The 24701-nt window shown below is 54.5% G+C and carries 15 protein-coding genes and 2 pseudogenes; 14 read left to right on the top strand and 3 right to left on the bottom strand.

Features of this window, described 5'->3' with window-relative positions; genetic code table 11:
• Positions 1–296: 296 nt before the first annotated feature.
• Both MN188_RS15650 and MN188_RS15645 read right to left on the bottom strand, forming a co-directional pair.
• A complete protein-coding gene (locus MN188_RS15650; RefSeq protein ID WP_242110190.1) occupies positions 297–3251 on the bottom strand; it encodes a DEAD/DEAH box helicase in 2955 nt (984 codons plus the stop codon).
• Positions 3248–6214, bottom strand: a complete 2967-nt coding sequence (locus MN188_RS15645; RefSeq protein ID WP_242110189.1) for a hypothetical protein — start codon at positions 6212–6214, stop codon at positions 3248–3250. Before MN188_RS15645 ends, MN188_RS15650 begins: the two co-directional genes overlap by 4 nt.
• Before the next feature lie 130 nt (positions 6215–6344).
• Between MN188_RS15645 and MN188_RS15640 the strand changes: the two genes are divergently transcribed.
• From MN188_RS15640 to MN188_RS15580, 14 genes and pseudogenes are all read left to right on the top strand, one after another.
• Entirely contained in the window at positions 6345–8750 is a 2406-nt protein-coding gene (locus tag MN188_RS15640) for a UvrD-helicase domain-containing protein (protein WP_242110188.1), read from the top strand.
• The gene (locus MN188_RS15635) at positions 8747–11905 is read left to right on the top strand and encodes a helicase-related protein (RefSeq protein WP_242110186.1); all 3159 of its coding nucleotides are present in this window, start codon (positions 8747–8749) and stop codon (positions 11903–11905) included. Before MN188_RS15640 ends, MN188_RS15635 begins: the two co-directional genes overlap by 4 nt.
• Positions 11902–13722, top strand: a complete 1821-nt coding sequence (drmB, locus tag MN188_RS15630) for a DUF1998 domain-containing protein (protein ID WP_242110185.1) — start codon at positions 11902–11904, stop codon at positions 13720–13722. The genes MN188_RS15635 and drmB overlap by 4 nt, the downstream gene beginning before the upstream one ends.
• Before the next feature lie 11 nt (positions 13723–13733).
• On the top strand, positions 13734–15392 hold the full coding sequence (locus MN188_RS15625; RefSeq protein WP_242110183.1) for a nuclease-related domain-containing DEAD/DEAH box helicase: 1659 nt from the start codon (positions 13734–13736) through the stop codon (positions 15390–15392).
• Between the two features lie 501 nt (positions 15393–15893).
• Positions 15894–16373 (top strand): ParB N-terminal domain-containing protein, encoded by a 480-nt coding sequence (locus MN188_RS15620; RefSeq protein ID WP_242110180.1) that lies wholly within the window; start codon positions 15894–15896, stop codon positions 16371–16373.
• Between the two features lie 218 nt (positions 16374–16591).
• A pseudogene (locus MN188_RS15615) lies at positions 16592–16846 on the top strand (ParB/Srx family N-terminal domain-containing protein); the annotation flags it as partial.
• Positions 16847–16978: 132 nt separating this feature from the next.
• Positions 16979–17968 carry a DNA-methyltransferase gene (locus MN188_RS15610; protein WP_242110239.1) on the top strand — a complete coding sequence of 330 codons (990 nt, stop codon included), beginning with the start codon at positions 16979–16981 and terminating at the stop codon, positions 17966–17968.
• Complete coding sequence (locus tag MN188_RS17750; RefSeq protein ID WP_353890420.1) at positions 17965–18105, top strand: DUF5681 domain-containing protein; 141 nt, start codon at positions 17965–17967, stop codon at positions 18103–18105. The genes MN188_RS15610 and MN188_RS17750 overlap by 4 nt, the downstream gene beginning before the upstream one ends.
• The gene (locus MN188_RS15605; protein ID WP_353890421.1) at positions 18099–18350 is read left to right on the top strand and encodes a hypothetical protein; all 252 of its coding nucleotides are present in this window, start codon (positions 18099–18101) and stop codon (positions 18348–18350) included. Before MN188_RS17750 ends, MN188_RS15605 begins: the two co-directional genes overlap by 7 nt.
• Positions 18343–18735, top strand: a complete 393-nt coding sequence (locus MN188_RS15600; protein ID WP_242110179.1) for a DUF5681 domain-containing protein — start codon at positions 18343–18345, stop codon at positions 18733–18735. The genes MN188_RS15605 and MN188_RS15600 overlap by 8 nt, the downstream gene beginning before the upstream one ends.
• A gap of 323 nt (positions 18736–19058) precedes the next feature.
• A complete protein-coding gene (gene dcm, locus MN188_RS15595; RefSeq protein WP_242110178.1) occupies positions 19059–20285 on the top strand; it encodes a DNA (cytosine-5-)-methyltransferase in 1227 nt (408 codons plus the stop codon).
• Between the two features lie 31 nt (positions 20286–20316).
• Positions 20317–20739, top strand: a complete 423-nt coding sequence (locus MN188_RS15590) for a very short patch repair endonuclease (RefSeq protein ID WP_242110237.1) — start codon at positions 20317–20319, stop codon at positions 20737–20739.
• On the top strand, positions 20660–22051 hold the full coding sequence (locus MN188_RS15585) for an MvaI/BcnI family restriction endonuclease (RefSeq protein ID WP_242110177.1): 1392 nt from the start codon (positions 20660–20662) through the stop codon (positions 22049–22051). Before MN188_RS15590 ends, MN188_RS15585 begins: the two co-directional genes overlap by 80 nt.
• 515 nt (positions 22052–22566) lie before the next feature.
• Positions 22567–22725: pseudogene (locus MN188_RS15580) on the top strand (integrase core domain-containing protein); the annotation flags it as partial.
• 182 nt (positions 22726–22907) lie between these two features.
• Here MN188_RS15580 and MN188_RS15575 read toward each other — a convergent pair.
• Complete coding sequence (locus MN188_RS15575) at positions 22908–24698, bottom strand: response regulator receiver domain (protein WP_242110176.1); 1791 nt, start codon at positions 24696–24698, stop codon at positions 22908–22910.
• Positions 24699–24701: the final 3 nt, after the last annotated feature.

Below are 24701 nucleotides of genomic sequence, written 5' to 3'. Positions count from 1 at the left end.
CAAGTGGATTCGGTCAGTTTCGGCCGGACCGCGATTGGGGACCCGGACCCTTAGAAGCGCGGGGACCGCAGGAGACGCCGCACGGTGGGGCGGATCAAGTGCGGGGTGGGGATGGCGGCGAACCCGCACTGGGCCCACCAGGCCGAGATTTTCCACTCGGCAATATTGTGAAAACTGGTCACAAGAGGCGGCGCTCCGATGTATTAATAGTTGGATCGCCGCCTCAAGCGCGCAAGCGCCATTATGTTAAATGCCACCCGACCCGGCTGGGGGAGTTTTTTGCGGCTGTATTCTGATCACTGATCGCTGACGAGGGAAACTAAGATGCATAACGAATCTGGCGGCGGAGGTTTCAGTCGTCCTGCTCCAAATTCCTGGATTAATCTGATCGCCTCTGCGCCGTTCAGGCGCGCCATTTCAAGTGAGCGCTCGAGCGCAGAAATCTGACCCTGCCAGAGTTCAATGGGTACGCCTTCCGGCTGTGAATTTCTGCGCCGTTGAAGTCTGAGCTCCCTGTTCCGGACTTCAATTTCGAATTGAGTGGAAACTTGGGTCGCAAACTCTTCAAGCACCGGGAATAGTTGTGCAATGCTATCATGAGCAAACTGATCCGCTTCAGATCTTATGAGCTCCAATTGTTTCGAACGAAGTGCAGAAGCCACCTCAGGCTTTAGAAAGTTTGACATAGGCCTACGGCCACTGGCCATCGCGTTGTCGGTAGAGGCCGTAACGGGTTGGAGGCATAGGTCAACATCCTCAGCATTCAGGCGTTTCAACCCGTCTGAACTTCTTACAACCCCCTCTCGGATCAATCTTCCCGGAATCTCAAGACGCACCCTCCGTTGTAGAGCGTGGTAAAGTGCTTGCAGGGCTTTCCGATCTTCAATTAGCGAGCTTCTCTGTGCGTCAGTTGTCGCTTGGTCAAGAAGCGCACTTGCTTTAGACGACCAAAGGCCCGGCAACAGTTGATCCGGGAAAGGATCAAGGGGTGCAACCGTTAGGAACGCAAGAGAACCAATTCCCCGAGCTGGGTGGCCTTCGGGAAGAAAAACGCTCGTCTGCACAACCGGCGTGTCGGGTCCAAACTGACTGCTGACAGCTTTCGCATATCCTCTAAGCAAAGTGTCATGGACGACGCTTCCATGGTCCAGAAAACGCAAGGGCCTAGCAGTTTCTTCGCCCTCATCCGTGAACACAGCCTTTCGTGGCGGAGTTCCAATATCTGAACGGCGATAAATGAAAGGAATATGATCGGACATCCAATTGTCGCGAGAGGTCGCTGGTAGCTGAAAAGGGCTGGCGCCTGCGCGTCCGGTGGCGGCTTCGCGATAGTACCACAACGTCCTGAAGCGATAGTCGTCAAACGTGTCGCGGCGCGAACTCACGTTGAAGTCGTCAGATTTCCCAATGGTTTGAAGCCATGCTCCTAAGGCGCGTTCTTCTCTTCTGACGGGCGTGTCCTGTGGCAGCGCGATATCTTGCATCATAGCTGGCGCCGGGCAGGTTTGCGCTTGCCACTCCGAGAACGCTGTGATCGCCCGCTCTGGCGTGTATGGATCTTGCGCAGTTAGTCGGCTCGTCAATCCGGTTCCGTCACCAGCAAGCCGCGCGACTGATCTGCGAACTTTTCGCGACTTTGCTGCTTTGCCCAGCTGGGCTTGAACCTGTTGCAGTTCGTCAGCGGAGAGTGGCGGCATCGGTGCATCAAATACGCCCATCGAAGCAACCACATCCGCAATTGCGGCTTCCTGCGAACCTTCGATAAGGATGCGCCATATATCGACGGTATTCTGCACCCTGCGCCGGGACTTCGGGCCGCCGAGGCGGTCGATCCGGCCGATCAGCTGATCGATACTGTCGATTTCCCAAGGCAGCGAGAAGAAAATGATACCTTGCGCAACGTGATGTAAATTCAGTCCGGCCTGCACCCAGTCACCCACAAGAAGCAGCCTGCTCTCTCCAGCGAGTAGCGGGGCAAGAGTTTCCTGAACCCCTCGAAGGTTAGCGACACCGTCGAGCTCACTTGTTGCAGGGCGCCGCATCACCGAAATCGCTCCTGCTAGATCAGGAAAATAACGAGGTAGTGTCGTGCGGAGCATATCGATTGTAGGGTTGTCGCCACAGACAACGATGAAAGCTCTTTCCGCTGCCAAACTCCATTGATCTGCAAGAATGTCGAGAAGTGCGTCGAGACGGCTGTCACCAGGGTCTTCGAACGAGGTTATTCGTGCTCGTTCTGCCTTTCTGCCCAGACTTCCTTCCTGCGTTGAAAGGTCCGTCAGAACGGTTCGCGCAGCTCTTGCGCTTCTCTGCAAAGCGCGCGCAGCAGTCCACAGCGGCCCCTTAAGACCTTGCTCCGGATCAGCTTCTTGTAGCAGCCTGTCGGCAATTTCATACCGGGCCCGTTCTGACTCGATGGGTTGGATGCGTACCTCATGGTTTCTGCGCTTAGGTAAGAACTCGCTCCATTGGCTTCGTCCGTTGCGGATCACTTTCCTGCCGGCAGCGGCTCGCAAGAAGCTTCGCGACCATTGTTGTGTGTCGGCGCTCTCTCCAAGGAGCTCGATCGCGGTATTCTCGCGTTCCTCGAGAACATCGACGAGTGTACGGGCTTCCAATCGCGCCAACTGGCTGGCTTCCGGTTCAATCATCCGCATGATCAATTCACGCCATACCGGATCTCCGAGGCGTGGGGTAGCAGAGAGTATGAGTGCCTGCCTGAAGTTGTCAGAGGCCTGTGACAACATTTGGATCGTCTCGCGTGGCATGGTCTGCGGTTCATCTACTACCAGCAGATCAAACAGAGAAGAGTCTGCAGAGATGGTGCGTGTGCCCTCACCTTGTCGGATCATCAGATCACGAGGCCTCGCAAGGGTAACAGCTGCCGTTTCGTCGATGCTGTTATCGGTGGCACCAGCAAGGGCAGGCATAATGTGCCCGCGAACCCAGCATTCCTCCTGCCATTGCGACAAGAGGTTGTCGGGCGCAACAATAATTGTGCGATGCGAGGGCCGCTGCCAGCGCAAAGCATTGATAATCATTAATGCCTGGACCGTTTTGCCGAGACCGACTTCATCTGACAAAAGGTGTCGGACGTGGGTTTCGCCGAGGACACGTCGTACCGTTGAAAGCTGGTGAGGAAGAGGATCGGCTGCGACACCAAGAGCTCCGCAAAGGCCGACGCTGAGCGCCGAGGTCCTGCGGCGCAGTGCCTGAACTCCATTGACGAAACGAAGGTATTGATCTGTCACACTGTCACTCCGTCGCGCATTTCAAGGCGTGCAAGCTTGTAACGGAGAGCCGTATAGCGAACGGCGCGGGCCGTTCGCACATCTGACAAGGCTTTTGACAGAAGCCGTGGCCAGTCTTCCTCATATATTGTCGCTTCAGGCGACAGCCAAAATTGCACTAAGGCCCTCAGCTCAGCCCTGCCAATCCATCGCTGACCGGGCCGACGGGATGCATCAACGTGGCACTCGTCAAGGAGGTCGACAAGATCGTTCTCGGTAAACTCGTCATACGGTGCACTGGTGAGGGATATCCAACGTGAGTCCGGCAGGATGAGCCGCCTGAACATTGGAAGTAGTGGCATTTCCTGTGCCTGCTCCAATGCCCTTAGCCAGTCCTCCGCGGGGCGTGCCATATCAACTTCTTCGAACGCTTCGCGGCCGTTTTTCTCCAGATGAAGTCGAAGATCTTCGTAGGCGTCGATCACAGCGAGATCCAATTCTCCGCCCATTTCCTCATCCCAGTGATGCACGGCTTCCGTTATTGTGGTTACTACTACTCGAAAACGGTCTATCAGGCGGTCTCTGAAAAACATCCAGTCGGAATTGATTTCAATCCGCGGCAGGTCCTCGCCTGCAAGGAGCCCCACAGACTCTGCACATCGGAAAAGCGCACCGTGTTGAGACAAAATGGAAAGGTCTATTCCCGCCTCTGTTTTCTGCCACTGGGCACCACAAAGCAGTCCGATCACAGCCGATTCGAGATGGTCGAGAACAGAGAAACGCCGCCAGTTGCTGATCAGATCATCTGCTTCGGCCAGTTGCCAGGCTAATGTGGCCCGAGCAACATCGGTCAACCCTACGTAGCCGTCACGGGAGTCGGCCTCTCGCAACAGAATCGGCACATTGACCTTTTCTCCGGCCAGTTGTGCAAAGCTGAGATGGCGGTTGTCCGAAACAACAACCCCTGAGCCGAGCGTTTGGTGCCGAGGGGAAGCAGGCAAGAGTAACTTTAGGTCGCCGTCGTCAGCGGCGTTGGCATGGGGCAATGGAGAGTCCGGGGTCGCAATGAGAGTCGAAAATGTTCTGTTTTCGCTGCTTTTATCCAACCAGAGTCCCGAAGCTCGATCGTAGTGAAGGTCCAGACGGCTGGGTGAAATCAGAGTAGAGGCAGGGCGAAGACCTTGGACTTCCACGTCGAGGCGCACGCTGCTTAAGGGCGCTTGATGTTCGAGCATTTGCGTTTGCAAGCGCCGCAGCAGTGGCGAACCTCCGGCAATGATGTGAGGTAGTCGGTCTACTGTGTCTTCGGCCATGGAGATCTGCTGGTCGCCCGACAAAATGCGAAGGCAAACAGGTACTTGCTCCAATGCAATCGGCGAAGATATTTTTATCTCCAGCCTGCCTAGCTCAAGATCACGCAACGTCGCCTTATCAGGCTGAATACTGATGGAGGCCGGTTCAATATCGGGAGGCTCGACGACCTCGATAAGGATGGAGTCACCATCTTCGAGTTCGGGCGATGAGAGCGTATGCTCTCCGGGAGAAGGCTGAAAAGCAGCCCATTTTTTGCCGCGCAGCTCGAGCCAATTCGCAGGGTGTTTCTCGCCATCGAGAAAGGGAGTGCTATCATGATTTCGGGCTGAAACAAGGATTGGAAACTGCGCAGAATAGCTTGGAGTGACGCCAGGCATTGGAATACCTAAAACACGTAGAGCCGGCCGCTTTGATAGCAACGTGAAGCCATGCCGTCGCAGGTACTCGGCATCTGAAACGGTCTCGAGACGACGAAATTCGGGCGAACCGGTTTGGTCGGTGCGAATCCAATGTATGACAGCCGCACCTACAGGAAGCGCGTCCCCTGGTACTACAGCGGTAGCAGTGTGCCCCTCTGGCTCAACCAGAAAGAACGAAGCCTCTGCAGGCTGTAAATTCTCCAAGAGAATGTCTGCAGTTTCCTGTTGTGGGCGAAGGAAGGTATCGCCTCGGTAGAGAGGAGACTCTGGCAAAATGCCGAATGGGCCGAGCGCGATCTCACCGCCGGCAAGGAAGGAGCGCAATAAAATACTGTGCTCCGAGCCCGTTGCTCTTATCCTGTCTCCTTGAATACGCAAACCGGCGATCACTTCTTCTCGCAGACTGGCGCTCAAAACAGGTCCGCGAATTGCCAGTTCGGTCGGCAAGCTGTCAGAAAGGCTTACCATGAACCGGGACGATGGAATTTCTTTCGGTCGTGCGATCCTTCGCGTGGAATTGTGGCGAGCTTCGGAAATTGCGCGGAATGATCGGGCGTCCTTGCGGACATCTTTATCAATCCGATGAAGAATGCCAGCAGACATCCACCCCTCAGAATCGGGAAGGAGCAGGCGCCGCATAACTTCAAGCGCGACATCAGCATTCCTTATCCAATGCTCAAAGCGTCGGCTGGCGTGCCCTGCAGCCAGCTTTTTGAGATACTCGATTATCCCCTCTGTATCCTCGAAAGAAATTCCTGCACGTATAGCTCGCCGCAGTGCGTCTGTAACTTGGGGCTGAATCTCCAGCGGCACCAAAGCGTTACCAATTGGCCATGCTATTAGTGGAAAATGACGTTCCCAAGGGCTTTCCCCGGGGCGAAACAGCCGAAAATTTTTGGCGCCGAGCTCAAACAACCGAGTAATCTCAGCACGGAATTCTCCGCCGGTCTCAACCGTCAGCTCCCGAGACAGAAGTGGCCAGAAGTCCGTTCCCGTGCCACGGTAGCGATAGCCAGTTTCGGCAGCCGCCACTAGCAACGGGAGGTAGCCCCACGCCCATTGGGCTCCCTTCAGTTGAGGGTCATGCTCAATCCCGAGAGCCAGAGCGGCCTTGAGTTCAGAGAGAGCTCGTTGGTCGAGGTCATGTTCTATCGCAAAAACCGGAAAGGATCCGCGTTCACTGGCTAGATCAGAGAAACGATCAGCAAGCGAAGCGTGGTGATCCTCCAGAGCCTTTGGGAACCACGTCATTCGCTCTCCTGTACCTAAATAAAAATCTATTAAGCGTTGTGAGGTTGAAAAATGGCACCACCTCGACGAGAGTGTTCATTATTAAGCCTACGAAGGTCAACGCTAATTTAACAGAGAGCTCATTTCGAACGTGAATACCGTCTCCCAAGAGTTTTCAAACATGGTTGTGCCCGCAGAGCTCGGGCCGCGTGCCAGACGTGCGATCGCCGACCTGGTGCGTAGTGTTGTTTATGCTCGGAAAGGCATCAGCCGGATTGCTGTCGTGGAGTTGGTGACTCAGTTTATGAGCGGCAGTGCCGCCTCAGAAGCAATAACTACAGTTGAGAATGTGATTGATACGTTGTGCAGGGTTCACGACATCGGCTTTGGGACGATGCGTGGTGAAACTGTCTTAGTCTCATTGTCTGAGCGGCGCATATCGCTGCCGGATGGCCGCACTATCTTGCTTGGGAGCCATGGTATCGGCACCGGCAAGGACCCTGATCTTCTTTTCCCGGTGGTAGAGGCGGGCGAAACAGAAACCCTGATCGACTTGCTGCGGGAGTTAGGCCTTAGCGATTTGCAGGGTGTCACCGAGTTGCTGCCATCAGAGGGCCGATGGACGAAGCCGGAGCCAATGCCTGAGACTTTGAGTTTCGCGCTTCAACTGTGCGGTCCCTTCAACCCTGTGACGCGGGAGTGGTCCTTGAGCGACCTGAATGCCAGATTCCTGAACGAATGGTTCGGGATAGTGCCATTGTCCAAGGATGCCGAAGGCACCCGCCCACGCGATCCGAGTCAGGACAGAGTCATCAAAGCACCGGGCCCGGCCCGCCTCGTAGTCGAGGCAGGACCAGGGTCGGGGAAAACCCATGTTGCGTGTGAACGCGTGATTGCGCTCGTACAGGAGGAAAACCTTTCTCCCTCCCGTATCCTACTCCTGAGTTTCACGCGCATGGCCGTGGCGGAACTCAGGGAGCGGGTCTACACGCGACTAGCTGAGCAGCCGAATGTAGCCGCCCTGCAAATACGGACCTTCGACTCTTTCGCCTCACGTCTTCTTTCTGTCACTGGCGCTTCAGGCGCGGCTACCTACGATGCGAACATAAGAGCCGCAGCGCGGCTGTTGCGTTCCGGTGACCCGCTTGTGGCAGATGCAATCGGACAGCTTGAGCATGTCATTATCGATGAGGCGCAGGATCTCGTGGGCGATCGAAAGGCGCTTTGTGATGCTCTGGTCGAGCTGCTGCATCCGGAATGCGGTGTCACGATTCTTGGTGATTTCGCTCAGGCAATCTATGGCTATCAAGGACGCGATAGGACTGAGGCCACTTTCCTCTCTGAGAAGGTTGATACCAACGATTTCGAAAGCTACAGACTGGAGCATGATCACCGCACCAGTAACATTTCCCTTAAGCAGCTTTTTTCAGACGCTCGGGAGACCCTGCGGAGTGACCCTAGAGGTTCTCGAGATACGTACTTCGAGGTTCGTAAAACGATACAGGGCGCAGCTCTGGAGACAGATGTAAAGAGCTTCACTACCCATCCGTCTACGACACGCGGCCTGATCCTTACTCGGAGCCGCAACGCGCTCTTCACAGCTGCCGAGGCCCTGCGAGCGGAGGGCCGTCAGTTCCGTATGCGTCTTCCAGACCGCCCTATTCGGATCGCGCCTTGGATCGGTGCAACACTCGGCGGAATTTCAGGGTCGGAGAGGCTGTCGAGGGATGCCTTTGAATTTTTGCATGGTGCCGTTCATCCGGCAATTGACCAGAACTGCGAGGAGTGTTGGAAAATCCTTTTGGAGCTTGACGGAAGCGGACGTGAAAACATCCTAGTCGGCCATGTGGCTGAAGCGCTCGAAGATGCACCTCTGGAGCTGCTTTGCGACTTTGAAGGCAAACGTGGGCCACTGCTTTCAACGATCCACGCGGTAAAGGGTCGTGAAGATCAACGAGTGATGTTGCTTTTGACGCGTGCTCCATACGGCGACACGGTCGATTGGGGAGAGGAGGCGCGTACACTCTACGTCGGCTCGACACGTTCTTCTGCTGAATTGAGGACGTCATGGATCCATCCGGACAAGTATTATACAACAGGCAAGCCCGAAAGATACTGGGCACCTCGCAAGGACCACAGATTGATCGAAATCGGGCTCGAGGGCGACCTCGAAAACTGGCAGGATTTTCTTCGAATGGCGCAGGTAGATGATGCTCGGCATGTGAGCGAAGCGATCTGGCGGGCAGCGGCGGGCGGGGTATTTGCTGAGACGTTCTTGGATCCTGAAGGCAGGCTTCTGGTTCGGGCCGACGAAAGCGATGCCGTCGCAATTGGTTGCCTGTCTTCCGGTTTTTCCGAAGCGCTGCAATCCGTATGTCAGACTACTTCGGATAGTCCAATGCCTGAGCGGATTTCTGGTTTTTCCGTTGTAGGAGCAACAACCGTTGCCGTGCCAGACCGCACGGGTAACGCACCTTCTATTGGGTTGATGCCTCTGTTGGGGGGCTTTGCTCAGGTGCCTCGCTGGAGCGAAAACAATTTTGGAGAATGCGGATGAACGATGCCCGAGATACAATGCTGGAACGACTGGAAGTCGACCTCATCGGGCCGGAAGCGAACGACGAGGTAATCACCGACAGGCCGACGGACCGATATCTCACCGGCATTCTCTTTGCTCACAGAACAACAATTTCTGCGGAGGAGGATGATGAGGCATCTGATGCCGACGACGCGGACTATGCCGGCACCTCACTCGACGGCGTAAAGGCCGCATCAACTTTCAGGCCGAGCTCCATCGGCTTGTCGTTCGGGGTTCAGTCGCTGGGGAATGGCGCTTCATTGCGTGTGCGGGTTGAAGGAGCCCGTTATCGAGCCGAGGAGCCTGAGAACGAGGATGAGGGGTCCCAAACTCGACGCAGAAAAGATTGGCGACGCGAGTCGCATGTGGCGGAACTCGTTCTTCGACTCGATAAATTACAATCTGATGAAGTTCCGACAATCAGTCTGGCGGAACACGGGCTCTCCGGCGCAAGCCTTCATGTCCGTGTTGCACCCTGGACAGATGTCCTGCTGGTTACTCTGGCACTGACCAACGATACCAAGCCAGCGCGGGCAAAAAGTCGTGAGGCAAACGAAGAAGCCGCTTTGTTCCAGGTTTCTTTGTCTGTTCAATGCGATCGGGAATGCCGCCTGGTCCCAAAGCCAGAACGCGTGGCGGGAGCAACTCAAGACGACGATGCAAAATCAACCGGTCTGCTTTACAAGAATGTGCAGCAATGGGCTGTGGGACACACGTGTTCCGCAACCTGGAAGGAACCGGTCGATGGCACAATCAAGGAGATAAAAACCAGCTGGTTTCCGGAATCGACCGTTCACGTTGTTAGCGCAGCGGGTGATGTCGAGTTCGAAAGTGACAAAGTTCGTGCCGCACTTAGCGCCCGCTGGCTCGCAACGCAGGACAGAATTGAGCTTTGCGAAGCTTTGAGTGCATTTGTGGATGCATATTCGGCATGGATCGCTAAGACCGAGGGTGGTGTTGCCGAGCTCCCAGCGCAACTGGCTGAACAAGGTGACCTACACATGAGGCGTTGCCGTGCGGCAGAGGACCGGATGCGAAGAGGTATCTCGCTTCTGGCAGAAGCACCTGATGTTCTCGATGCCTTTCGGATGGCCAATGCTGCACTTGCACTTCAATATTCCTGGAGGGTCGAGCCCGATCCACCGGAACTGTCATGGAGGCCTTTCCAGCTCGGTTTTGCACTTCTGAGTTTGGAATCCCTTGCCAATAGCGCCTCGCCCGAGCGAGAGACAATGGATCTCCTTTGGTTCCCAACCGGAGGCGGAAAAACAGAAGCATATTTGCTCCTCACAGCCTTTACGATCTTCCTCCGGCGCCTCAGAGCCGCTGGTGATCCGGGCGGTGCGGGGGTGACCACCTTTATGAGGTACACGCTTCGTCTACTTACAATTCAGCAATTTGAGAGAGCAGCTGCTCTTATTTTGGCCTGTGAATTGATCCGGCTTGGCAAAGCCGATGCGGGCATAAGTCAGGTGCCAGAGCACTTCGCCACTGACGCACCGATTTCTCTCGGCCTCTGGGTCGGTGAAGGGGCAACGCCAAATACTGTGGCGGGTGCCGATAGAGCATTGGCAAACAACGGCGAAAGCTCTCCCGCGCAGTTGCGAACATGTCCTTGCTGCCACGAGCCTATGGAGTGGAAACTTTCCGTCAATGGTGATCGGGTCGAAGCATGTTGTAATTCGGCGTCTTGCGAATTGGCCCAGGCAATAAGCCCCGTACCTGTCTGGACGGTTGACGAGGACGTGTATCGCGAACAGCCGACGCTCATCATTGGTACGGTGGATAAGTACGCACAGATCACACGAAATCAGACATCGGGCCGTTTGTTCGGTATCGGAACACCGTCAGACCCGCCGGAACTTATCATTCAGGATGAGTTGCATCTTATCTCAGGGCCTCTTGGAAGTCTCGCGGGCCTCTATGAAACTGCCATCGACGAGTTGTGTCGTGACACGTCGGGTTATCGGCCAAAAATCATTGGTTCGACTGCAACAATCCGTCGTGCTGAAGCGCAGATCAGAGCGCTGTTTGACCGTAACTCTTTTCAGTTTCCGCCGCCGGGGCTCGATCACACCAATTCAGGGTTCGCGGTTGAGGATCGTACTGTGCCCGGCCGTCGGTACGTTGGCATCACTACGGTCGGACGTTCCGCCAAGTTCACTCAACAAGCGGTCGCAGCTTCGCTTCTGCAGGCGGCGACTGACAAGAGATTGGATGACAAGTCGCGTGACGGCTACTGGACGCTGGTAAACTATTTCAATTCACTACGGGAACTCGGTGGTGCGCTGGTTCTGATGCGAGACGACGCGGCACGAAGTATTCATGATTATGCTGCGCGCCATGGGAAGGAGCCAGAGCGCGATGCTCAGACACAAATCGAGTTGACGAGCCGTGTTCGCTCAAGCGAAATCCCTCGCTTCCTGAAGGATCTGGAGCGGCCATGGAACGATCCGGATCACATCGACATCGTGTTGGCCAGCAACATGATTTCGGTTGGAATGGACGTTCCGCGACTTGGCTTGATGTTGGTCAACGGGCAGCCGAAAACTATCGCTGAGTATATTCAGGCTACCAGCCGAGTTGGTCGCAGCAGCCGTGCTCCCGGCCTTGTGATTACCCTGTTCAACGCCGCGAAATCTCGAGACCGCAGCCGGTATGAGACTTTCGCCAGCTGGCACCGCAGTCTTTATCGAGACGTCGAGGCTACAAGTGTCACACCCTTCGCACCGCGCGCCCGAGACAGAGCACTTCATGCTCCGTATGTGGCGCTGGTTCGCCACCTTGTAGACGGAATGACGGACCCGGGAGCCATTGAACAGCATCAGAAGGAAGCAGAGGAGTTGCTGGATAAGATCGTTGATCGGATCCAGCGCATCGATCCGGCCGAGGCTGAAGCTGCGCGCCGTCAGCTCGACAGTTTCCTTGATGACTGGTTCGACCATCAAGGTCTTAGTGATTACTGGAGCGACTATCACGATGCGCTCTTAACCTCCGCAGAAGCAGCAGCTGAACGCGGAAACAGAGCGCGCTTCAGCAAGCAGAAACCGACGCCAAATTCACTACGGACCGTTGAGGCATCGACGCCGTTCGTTCTCCTTGGTGGATCCCGAGAAACGGAGACAAATTATTGAAACCTATTGGGAAAATTCGAAGAAGTCAGGTTCTCTCCGGCAATGGTCCTGGGGCCATTATTGACTTTCGTGGTGAAAACGGGGCGCCGATTTCTGTGGTGGCCGCTGGCCTCGAGTCCTGGGATAAACTTTCGGCCAAGCCGGGCTTGCTGAATGACCAGCGTATCAATCACGAGCCTCTCCAGGTGCGCCTGCAAGTTCGCGGATTTCGCTTGCCACCTGTCGGTGAGGAACGGTTCGGACCGACCAAGAGGCCGCGCCTGTTGCCCGCATATCGCTTTCCTGACTGGCATGTTTGCCCGAGTTGCAATCTTTTGCAGAGAAGCCGCTTCTGGGGCTCTGAGATCGAAAAGCCTGAACTTTACTGCACAAATTGCAGTACTGGTAGAGGGAAACGGATCAGAAAAGTCTACGCAGTGCCGGTTCGATTTGTCGTCACTTGTCCTGCCGGGCATCTTCAGGACTTTCCGTGGACGTCATGGCCAAGACATCTTGAGAAGTGTTCAAAAAGGAAACCTCTAAAACTGATTGGCGATGGCGCCGGTTTGAAGGGGCTGAAAGTTCACTGTACCGAGTGCAAACAAGAAAGGGATCTGGACGGGGCTCTTTCCCCAGGAGCACTTGGAAAGCTGCCTTGTGATGGAAAGTCGCCTTGGCTGAAATCTGAGGCCAAGGGTTGCAGCCATCAGCCTGTAGCAATTCAGCGAGGTGCTTCAAATGCGTACTTTCCGGTCATTGCCTCGGCGTTAGATGTACCTCCCTTTGGTGGTTCTTTCCGAGATATGCTGGAGGAATTCTGGGATGATCTGATATCGCTGGACGATCGGAACCAGCTCCCTCTCTATGTGAAGAGAAAGATACACCCGGTTTGGCCAGATCCACAGGTTACTGCAGAGGAACTGGCGGCAAGAATCCTGACTTTGCTTGTTTTGCTGGATGACCAAACGGGCGATCTTCGACCCAACGAACATATGATGCTTTGCTCCGGGATTGCAGGTGACGAGCATTTCCCCGAGTTCCAAATCAACCCACAGATCCTGCCACCTGAGATGTCAGGATACCTGAGTCACCTCGTGTCAGTTGAACGATTGCGTGAGGTCCGGGTGTTGCGAGGTTTCAGTCGGCTCAATGCTGTTGAAGCCAACGATAACAGTGCATTTGTTGCGCCACTTTCGGACACAAAGCTGAACTGGCTCCCTGCTATTGAAGTGCGTGGAGAAGGGATCTTCATAAACTTTGATGAAGAAGAGGTCTCAAAATGGGAAGCGCGAAAAGAGGTTTCTGACCGGGCTAAAGAGGCGCACTTTGCGGCGGAGAACACCTGGCGAGAGCACAATGGAGACGATCGCCCGTTCCCGATGACGATCTCGCCGCGTTTCCTTTTGGTACACACGACCGCGCACGCCCTTGCGGAGCAGCTTTCACTGGACAGTGGATATTCTACCGCTTCCATCAGAGAGCGGCTGTACGTTTCGTCTGGTCCGGGTGGAATGTGCGGCTTCCTTCTCTATACATCGGCGCCGGATTCCGATGGCACATTGGGCGGGCTATCGCGAAAGGGGCGAACAAGTGAATTGGGACCGCTTTTGGTTTCAGCCTTACGTGATCTGGAATGGTGCTCCTCCGATCCGCTTTGCAGCAGTGGGATCCTGTCTTTGTCGGAAGGCTCAGGGTCTGCGGCATGCCATTGCTGCACATTTCTTCCTGAAACTTCCTGCGAGCATTTTAATCGGCATCTTGATCGCGGCATGCTTGTCGGCACACCGGACCAGCCTAAAATCGGATTCTTCAGAAAAATTCTCAACGGGGGCGAGTGATTATGGCCCGAATGTATCCGTCGCAGCTTCCTAAACATGTTATTGAAAATCAAAAACTGTCTTCTGAAATTCGTGTTTACGAGAAGCTTCGCGACCAACTCGCAGGCGACTACAATGTCTATTATTCACGCTCGTGGCATGAAGCGGATGCTGGCGGCGGCGAATTTGACGGTGAGGCTGACTTCATCGTTGCGCATCGCGAGAACGGACTTCTTTTTCTTGAAGTCAAGGGTGGGCGTGTAAGCTGTCGCAAGGAAGATGGTCAATGGTTGACTACTGACCGGGATGGATTCACGTTCAGAATTAAGAATCCGATTTCGCAGGCTCGGAGCAGTAAGCATCACTTTCTCAAGCGAATAAAGAAGCGTCTTGGCAGTCGTTTCCTACGAGTACGTCACGGGGCAATCCTCCCGGGAAGCACGCGACCGTCCCAGGCACTTGCATCTTATGCACCGCTCGAAATCGTAGCCTTTGGTGACGACATGGCGAAACTTGATCGCTGGGTCGTGCGCCGAATGACGGAAGGGGCTGATGCGCGCGAAGAGCCACTTGGCCTTGATGGATTGAAGGCGCTCGAAGAACTCTTGGCTAGCCACTTCGAACTCCATGCTCATATCGGTTGCAGCCTCGCGGATGACGCCAAGGAAATAGAACGTCTGACCGGCGAGCAGGCTTGGATTCTTGACTCCCTGACTGACAACCATGAACTAGCGATTTCTGGCGGAGCGGGAAGTGGGAAAACCGTATTGGCAATTGAAGCTGCCATCAGATTTGCAAAGGACGGACAGCGTACTTTGTTAACCTGTTTCAACGCGCCACTGGCAAATCATCTTCAGAACTCGTGTGGAGATCAGGAGAACCTTGTCGTCGCCAGTTTCCACTCACTCTGCCGCAAGTTCGCTGAAGAGGTTTCAATTCAGTTGCCTGCAAACGCCGGGCAGGCTCTGTTTGATACTCACCTGCCAGAAGCTCTGATGGAGGCAGTGGGTAGCCGACGTGATCTCGGCTTCGATACAATCATAATCGATGAAGGCCAGGATTTTCGTGACTCATGGTTAAACTCTTTGCGACTAATCCTGAAGGATGGAGGCGACCAGCGCTTCTGTGTGTTTTTCGACGACAATCAGCGTCTTTTCACGCAGGACGACAACTTCATCTCAGCGTTGCCGCAGTCAGCCATTCCACTGACGCGAAACCTCAGAAACACTCGACGCATTCATGCACTTATCTCCAAGTGGTACGAGGGTCGGCGGTCAACTGCCATTGGCCCTGAAGGCGAACCGGTCGGCGTAATGGAGTGTCGCTCAAGCGACCTCGCGTTTTCCAAAGTCAATGAGCGAATAGCTCGCCTGTTGTCATCCTCCCAGGTCGGTGTTGGGCAGATAGCCGTGCTATCAGGCAACTCGAACGACTTGAAGGCGCCGCCAGGAAAAATTGCTGGCATCGAAACTTGTCGGGCGGATGACCTGGCCCCCAACCACATCATCTTCGACTCTGTCCGCAGGTTCAAAGGTCTGTCCCGCCCCTGCGTCTTTGTAATTGGCCTTGAGGAATTGCTAGATCCTGAGCTGATTTATGTCGCCACAAGCCGGGCAAATATTCTGCTTGAGCTGGCAGGAACGTCTGAAGACATCGCTCGAATAACCATGATGAAGGAAGATGAGGGCTAGTAATACATGTCAAACCGGTCCTTCGAAAGGACCTGACCGGTCCAGCGTCATTCCCGAAACAGCACAGACCAGCTCGCTTCGGCGGACCCGGGGCCCTGAATATGAATAGAATCACCGGTGTTTCGACTTCTATCAAAAGCACCTCAAATGATCAGTTTCTCGGGCACTGACGCTTGGTAAAACTTGGTAAAATGTCACTTTTTGTATAAGCCATATATATTTTTGGCTGTTCTACCAAAAAAAGTTCTTGCTTTAGAGCTCAGGCTCAATGCAGGTGATTAAGGCTGGCGCCGGGCATCTGACTGGGTAGCCGCAAACGTAACGTCAACAGCTTCTGGCTGTTGCACGTGTCGGGTCGACGGCCTGGCATCCACGTAAGCTTCTTCGGATCTGCTTACGCATCAACGGAAACAACAGATATTGCGACATTTTCAATGTCGCGCCTGAGTTTTGAAGTCACCGGAACGGTCCGGGGGCGTGGTGCGTATAGGAGGATTCCAAATGCCCACATTGAAGACTGAGCCAAAGGCTCTGGAACTACCGGCAACAAGCCGGTGGAAATTGATCCACGTTTCTCCCCATGAACTCGTGGACTATGGCTGTGCCTTCATGCCGTGCCATAGTGACGAGCAAATCCAGACGATCGTCGAAACGATCCGCAATGCTGGATTTTCCTTACCCGTGGTTACGAACGGCGAAGACTCGATTTTCAGCGGACAAGGACGTGTTAAAGCAGCCAGGAAACTCAAGCTATCGACGATTCCAACAATTCCGCTCCAGTATATGACTGAGCAGGAGCGGCGTCTTTTGAGCATCGGATTGATCCGCCTTGCAAGGTTTGGAAACTGGCTGCCAGAGACTCTTGAAATCGATCTTCGCAGCCTGGCAGAGTTGCGCCTGAACACTGAGTTCAAAATTGATGGCGGATTCTGCGATGCCCGCGGAAATATGTATTACCCAAAGGCACGTCGGTTGGCGTAACTCGTAAAGCTGCACAGCTTGTGTTGTTTTACCGAACAAAGCGAAGTGATCGGTGGGAGGGCCTGCCAATCTTGTGCCGGAGCAATCCGGCCCTTCGCAAAGAGCCATTGAGGCTCGGCCTTCACATTCCTTGAAACCGGCTGCGCTTCCCAGACAGGGGCGCGGCCAGCGTCGGTTCCGGAAGACCCGGTAGGCGCACAAGTTGTGGGGTAATCCCTATGTCTATAATCTCCAATGGAGCTCCGGCTCCGACCCTTCCGGCTGAAACCCGGTTGAAAATCGTAAATCGCGATCCTCGAAAACTGATTGCCTATGATGGCAACGCGCGGACGCATTCTGACAAACAGATTGCGCAGATTGCTGCTTCCATCAGAACCTTTGGTTTTCTGAACCCTGTTCTGACCGGGCCCGATGGCATCGTTCTCGCCGGCCATGGCCGGGTTGCCGCGGCAAAGCAGCTGGGCCTGCGCGAAGTTCCGACGATTGAACTTGCGCATTTGTCTGATGCTGAGCGGCGCGCCTATGTCATTGCCGACAATCGCCTTGCTGAACTCGCAGGCTGGGATCGCGACATTCTCACGATTGAGCTGCAATCCCTTGCTGACATGGAGCTGGACTTCGGTCTGGAAATCACCGGCTTTGAAACAGCCGAACTGGATTTGCTGCTCGATGGCGATATCGGTGAAGGTGAAGAACCGGATGACATTTTGCCCGAGGCTCTGCCTGATGCGCCAGTGACGCAGCCTGGCGATGTCTGGTTTCTGGGCGATCATCGTCTGATCTGCGGCGATGCGCAGCTGCCTGAGACCTACGCGGCACTGATGCAGGGTGATGGCGCCCGCATGGTGTTCACCGATCCGCCATACAATGTAAAAATCAGCGGTCATGTCTGTGGCTCCGGCGCTATTCAACACCGGGAATTTGCGATGGCGTCAGGTGAAATGGATCAGGCGGGCTTCACGCGGTTTCTGGCAAATGCACTTTCAGGCATGAGCGATGTCAGCCTGGATGGTGCCATTCACTTTGTCTGTATGGACTGGCGGCACATCGAAGAGCTGCAAATTGCCGGGCGCAAAATCTATTCCGAGCTGAAAAACCTTATTGTCTGGAAAAAGACCAATGGCGGCATGGGCACATTCTATCGCTCACAGCACGAACTGATCTTTGCTTACAAATTCGGAACCGCCGCGCACACCAATACTTTTGGTCTTGGCGATACCGGTCGATATCGCACCAATGTCTGGGAATATCCTGGCGTGAACAGCTTTGGTGCAAACCAGAAGGATCTGGAACTGCATCCGACAGTGAAGCCTGTAGCGCTGGTAACGGATGCCATCAAAGATGTGACCCGGCGCGGTGATATCGTACTGGATGGCTTTGGCGGTTCCGGCACAACGCTGATCGCTGCCGAACGCTGTGGTCGTGTTTCCCGGCTTGTCGAACTTGATCCGATCTATTGCGACGTGATCTGCCGCCGCTACGCGGCTCTGACGGGCCATGAAGCGGTCTTGGCGGAAACCGGCGAGAGCTTTGCCAGCGTCGCTGTGCGGCGTGCAGATGAAGCCGCAGCGCCTGCAGTGGAGGCAGCAGAATGAGCGATCAAAATGACAAATCCCCGGTGGGCTACATGTGCCCGCCGGAACACGCGCGTTTCAAAAAAGGTAAATCCGGCAACCCGAAAGGGCGGCCAAAAAGAAGGATGACATCTACACGCTGTTGCAGCGGGTGCTGAAACGCAGAATTCCCGTGAAAGGCGCGGATCGGCAAATGTCGATACGCGAGGCCCTGATCCGCAAACTGAAGGAGCAGGCCCTGTCGGGTGACCAGCGCGCGATGAGCCTGCAGCGGCGGATTCTGGACGAAGCCGGGGTAAATCGGACTGAACACGTCGACCCGGAAGAGAAAAAACGGCGCGTGCTTGATGCGCTCAGTCGGATGGGCGTGACAGTCAAAAACGATGGAGGCGGCAATGGCTGACGACTACAAAACCGGCTTTGGTAAGCCGCCAAAATCCTGTCAGTGGCAAAAGGGTCAGTCGGGCAATCCAAAGGGGCGCCCGAAAACCAGATCTGATATGATCAATGATGCCGCAGCGATCCTGTCCGAGCCCGTCAGCGCCCGGACACCGCAGGGAAAAACTGTGTCACTCGACGGGTTTGAAGCGTCCTACCTGGCGCTTTGCAAAAAGGGTCTTAAAGGCCATGTTCCGTCCCTGATCAAAGCAATCAACATCATGCTGGAAATTCAGCCTGCTGTGGACGCTAAAGATAAGAATGACCGTCAACGCCATGACGATATTATCGCGCGGTTGGAAAAAATGGGCGTTAAGACGGATGGTCTGAAGAAGTGTTTCGGCGATTAATCCGTCGCCCGGTGGTGCAAACTGCTCTGGCCCCACAGTCGCTCGCGTTGCCGCTGTAGGGCCGTTTGCAATCGGGAAGGTATGGGTCGAAAACCAGAAGGGCGGCGGCCAGCGGGCCTGTCAGCCGCCCTTCAAACGTCCCGGCAAGAGATTCCCTGTGAAAAAGACCGGGTTCACAGTTCGACCTATAAGAGAAACGGAACTATCAGGACCTGGATAGGGTATCTCTTAACCAAATATACACCAGATGTCCGCATTTTGTTCTTGTCTGGTGGGCAGGGCGCTGCCATAGTGTCAGAAAAATACCTAGGGTGAGAGCGGCAATGACAGACTTTGAGATTCTTCTGAAAAAGGCAGGTTACTCGGTGCCGGAAGCGGCAAAACACCTCGATTATTCAGAAGGTCATATCTACCGCTGGATCCGGGGCGAAGAAAAGCCCCGTGCTGGCGTCACCCGCCTGCTGGAACTTGAAATTGAAGCCCGTCGCCCGGTTCCGGGTGCTGGTGATTTCAGTTTCATTGATCTCTTTGCCGGTATCGGCGGTCTGCGCAAAGCCATGGAAGGTGCAGGCGGGCGCTGTGTGTTCACATCCGAATGGGACAAGTATGCGCAACAGACCTATCTGGCAAACTTTGCCGACAACAGGCCGATCGCGGGGGATATCCGCGAGGTCGATGCTGCCGCCATCCCGGATCATGACGTTCTCGTGGCCGGGTTTCCGTGCCAGCCGTTTTCAATCGCCGGGGTCTCTAAAAAAAATGCTCTGGGCCGTGCGCACGGATTTGACGATGAGACACAGGGAACCCTGTTCTTTGATGTATTGCGGGTTCTGAAGCACCATCGCCCGGCTGCCTTTCTCCTTGAGAACGTCAAGAACCTGAAAAGCCACGACAAGGGCAAAACCTTTGAAGTTATGCGGCGCAAACTGACCGAAGAACTGGGTTACACGCTGCATACGCAGATCATTGATGCCGCGCATTTTGTGCCGCAGCACCGGCAGCGCATTGTGATGGTTGGGTTCCGAACTGACGTTCCCTTCAGTTTCGAAGATCTGATCATTCCGCCCCGGGGTCACAAACGCATGCGGGATATCTTCCACCCGGAAAACGGTACCGAAGAGGTCGAAGGTCATTTCACCGTTGGTCCCGATGCGGCTGTCAGCGATAAGTACACGCTGACGGACAAACTTTGGGCCTATCTTCAGGGCTATGCAGCAAAACACAAAGCCGCCGGAAACGGGTTTGGCTTTGGTTTGGTGGACGGCGACAGCATTTCACGGACGCTTTCGGCCCGATACTATAAAGACGGTTCCGAGATCCTTGTCAGTCGCGGCGAAGGTAACAATCCCAGGCGTCTGACGCCCCGGGAATGTGCTCGTTTGATGGGATACAGTGAGGACTTCCGGATCCCGGTCTCTGACACCCAGGCCTACAAGCAGTTCGGGAATTCGGTCGCTGTGCCGGTGTTTGCGGAGGTTGCAAGGATCATGCGACCGCATATCCTGTCGCTGCTGGAGAAGCAGGTGGAGGCTTCACGCAAAGTTGGCTGATGTACATGATAAGGCGACCCGCAGCCGTAACATGGCTGCCATCAGAGGCGCTGACACAAAGCCTGAATTGATAATACGCCGCGGGCTACATGCCCGCGGTTTCCGTTTCCGGCTGCACGACCGGAAATTACCCGGCAGACCTGATCTCGTCTTTCCAAGGTTTGCTGCGGTGGTTTTTGTGAACGGGTGCTTCTGGCACGGGCATGACTGTGCACTCTTCAAATGGCCCAAAACCCGGGAAGAATTCTGGCGTGAAAAGATCGAGGGCAACCGACGTCGGGATGCGCGATCGGCAGAGATGCTTTTTGCGGCTGGGTGGCGTGTTGCGACAGTTTGGGAGTGCGCACTGAAGGGCCCTGAGAGGCTGCCAGGGGATGAGGTCATTGACAGCATCGCCACATGGTTGTCCTCTGACCGGAAAGAAACTTCATTCCGGGGTCAGGAAACTGTCTGACGATCTGTTATTATTGCTGGACAGAATGGCTGCGTCGGGCGCAACGGCATTCTATGCCAAGCGGCTTGCGCCAAACGACAATTCTAAAAACCAGATTTATCTTGGCGGCGGTTTCGAGGCGCTAAACACCATTCCGCATGGCCCCATTGAAACTGACAGTTCTTCAAAGGCTGGCAGCGTGCGGGATCGGGCAAAAGCACCGGTGCGATTTTTCTGGCTGGACGCGGAAGGTCTGTCCCCGGCGCCAGACGTTCAGCTAATATTATATCCTAAGTATCCCGAAGTTCGCATCTCCGGGTTCCTCAAGGGCGCTGAGCGGTCTCCCTCAGATCTGATGCGGTCAAGAGATCCGGGTCGTGTCCTCTTCCTTGGGGCATGTCCGGATGGACGTGTGCTTGGCGCTGCCGCGGGCTGGTCCGATCCCGCGGTCTCCGCCCTTGATGCAGCAGAGCCCCTCGAAACCACTGGTGTATTTCTGAACCTGACCGGGCTTCGAACCGGTGTGCCTGACACGCGAACAGCTCTGATCAACCGGCTGAGGGAAATCCATCTGGAAGGCTGGATTGCCTCCAAAAAGCTGGGATCTCATGGACCGCAACCCTATCAGGCCCAAAACGGGGGCGGATACACGCTTGAGGCCGAACTTGGCATCACTCCAAATGGCAATGCCGACCCAGATTATCTTGGGTGGGAGATCAAGCAGTACGGCGTCCGTGATTTCGTCAGGTTTGCCCCCAAGAGCGTGGTCACTTTAATGACCCCGGAACCGACTTCCGGATATTATCGGGATGCCGGACCTGAAGCGTTTGTGCGCCGCTTCGGGTACCCGGATCAGTCCGGCAAAGTCGGCCGGATCAATTTCGGCGGCGCATACGCGATCGGCAAAGAGGCGAACGGGCTGACCGGACTGAACCTGACGCTTAGCGGCTATGATGCCACCACAGGCAAGATTACGGATATGGATGGTGGCATTCACCTCATCGATGTTGAAGGAACCCGAGCGGCGACCTGGGCATTTGAGGGGCTGATTTCACACTGGAACAGGAAGCACGCACGGGCTTGTTATGTGCCATCGATCCGGCAGGGACCTCCGTTTGAATATATGTATGGGGGGCGCATCGAGATGTGCGAGGGAACGGATTTCTTTTTGTTTCTTAGGGCGGTTTCAGATGGTGTTGTTTTTTACGATCCCGCGCTGAAACTCGAAGGGGCAACGTCCGCCAAGCCAGCACTCAAGCGGCGGAACCAGTTTCGGGTGAGGCATCAGGCGTTGGCGGGGCTTTATCGAAATGCGGAGCGGGAGATGCTGTGACATAGTCGCAGCCGACCCAAAGCTGCCGTTTAGCGCGATCATCATTGCTGCAGCGCAGATTTCCGAAAGCGGAAATTCAGTTTCCGCGCAAACAACGTCGCCCATATGGGGCCTTCCGAAACAATTTCGCGCTGGTCAGTCCTTCAAGTAGTCCATAGTAGCTGCACCATCGCCGCGCTTGTCGGTCTGTGGGACAGTGGTTGCGGTAGTGGTGTTACCCCGACCGGAACTCGAAGAACCGCTCCCCTTCACTTTGATCGTCAGTCGGCTCTGGTCACCGTTGTTGAGGAGAACCCTGGCGCGGCAGGTCAGCTGGGTTCTGGAAGACGATACCTTGGTGACTGCTGAGACCTTGAGCACCCGGAAGCTAGCACCGAATCTTTGCATTCAAAAAGTTTCTCAACCAACTCCAAACTCATTTAGCTAGGTTCAATTTTTACGTTGCTCGTTCGAAAAACACCGTGCTTTCGCCCTGGGGGTTCCGATAATCTCCCCTCCTCATTTATGGGCCCCGCAACCGCACCGTCAGGACAGAGTGGCTGGGCCGGTATCACTTCGAAAGCATCGAAGACGTCCAGGATCACGCGACACGCTGGCTCTGGACTTACAACAACGAACGCCCGAACATGGGTATAGGAGGGATGACACCAATCCAGAAACTGAAAGCAGCATAGATTCTACTTTTTGAACCCCATCAAAAATGGGGGGATTACCATAGACACTAGCGCGTTGGTTGTGTCTCACACAATGGGTGAAGGTGGCCGACTAAAGATGCTCAGGCGCAATAAAGTTGCTCGCAAGAAATACACTTTGACTAGCCTTGAGGGTAGAGAAGCACTACCACAGTTGAAACAGCTTATTCTTGCGGTGGTTTTTGGGGACATCTGTAGTCAAGACCAACTCTGGATGCATGTGCTCCTACCTTTGAAAGAAGGTTTAAAGCATATTCATAGCGCAACTGTTGATCATGAACTACGAAATCCACGCGTTGAAAATTCAGGATTTTGCTCACTGAGTGCTCGACCTCAAAACGAGCAATCAACTCAAGATTTCCATCCGAGTCGTGGAATCGGCCCTCGTTGTCGGCAAGGAAAGCCCGCTGGGTCAGATATCTTTCGCCCGTACTGCCTTCCGCTGCCCCATAAATCGAGAACGCTTTGACTTTTTCATCCTGCATCTTAAGGAAAATAAAGTTTCCCGTTTCAGCGCTTGACCTAACGTCAACAATATTTTTTTTTGGATGCAGTCTGGCTGCTGTAAACTTCATGTAGCTTGCAGTCTTGCCTCCAGAATTCTTTTGGCCCGGAACAAGATCACACGACGGAGACACGACAACCCAATAATCTTCACCATCCACGAGGATCTTACCAGGGGCCAAATGCAATCCAGTATGGGGCTTACATGAAACGAAGCAATTGTAGTGATCGTGCGCATCATCGTTCTCTGCCTCGGAGAAGCTATACATGCCGCCATTTCTGGTATCGCAACCGCCATCCGCTGGGGCGTCGGACTCAAGAATTTTCGCGCCAAACTCCGTTATTCCGTCACGTATAAGGTCCGTGTATCTTTCCACCTGGCGGCTTAGTTCTGAGTTGACGGCAGGGCTCGTGGATTGCTTCCCTTCTTCGACCAGCGAGCGATAGAACAACCAACCAACATGATCACGCTGAAGAAAATGATCCTCAAGCTGGGAGCCTTGCGCGTGTAACAAGTTTCGGATCTTACCAGAAATTAGCCGGGACGGAGTTGGCTGCCAATTCGAGAGCGCGCCAAGAAGAACCTCGATGAGGTTCGTCTTTGACTTCTTACTTGTAAAGGCAATGAACCCGCGGTTTGTTTTAATCCAAAGGTTATCTCCCTTCGACCACGTCAAACCTGGAGCCGAGTTCCCTGCAAAGTGGTCACGGTACTTTTGATTTAGCTTATGGCAGAGAGCTGCTGTGAGCTGGGCGATCTGCTGTTTGGTCAATTCTTGCTCAGCTGCAATTTCGGTCAATTCGGCAAAGATTGGGTGGTTTTCGGCCAAGTTTCCATCTGCGAGCCCGGTTCTAAAATGAGCCCAACCGTAAGCGCTGATGGTTGCATAGTGTTGAGGGCCAAATGCCGATTGTAGCCTTTCGGATAGTTCAAGCTCAGCTATCAAATCTTCACCCTGATCAATCAATTTTTGATTTATGGCATCCGGATGCCTCATCAAGCGGGTAAGCAAATCTACAAATGGAGTTATCAGCCTATCGTCATCTTGCTGTGTGTGCAGAACGATGAGATTGAAATGGTCGTTCTCAGTGAGCAACCGCCTTGCGATCTCCATTGATCGGGATCCGTCTCCGTTCTGCCCATCTAATTGATAGTCCAAAATTACAAGGTCAGAGTGGTGGTAGTTTTGAATGCGGCCACTCTCGGAACCACCGTCATGAATGTCAACGATGAGACTTCGTTCGCGGAGTTGCTCAATTCTTTTTACGATCTTCTCAGAGCTCTCCCAGCGACGTTTTCCTTTGGGGTCCGTGATCTTGCCATTTGTTCCATGTGCTGCATGTCCGCCAAGCCAGTCTTCCCAAGTTGGGTATTCATCATCAATAATCGTGGCGGACCGGAGGGGTGCAACAAAGGCCTCATGGATGAGGTCGGCGTAATTGACTGTCATTGT

Origin of the sequence: Aliiroseovarius subalbicans (genome assembly GCF_022678625.1) — a bacterium.
Lineage (GTDB): Bacteria > Pseudomonadota > Alphaproteobacteria > Rhodobacterales > Rhodobacteraceae > Aliiroseovarius_A > Aliiroseovarius_A subalbicans.
Note: the sequence above shows the minus strand (reverse complement) of the source record. Positions and strands in the feature narration are given on the sequence as shown.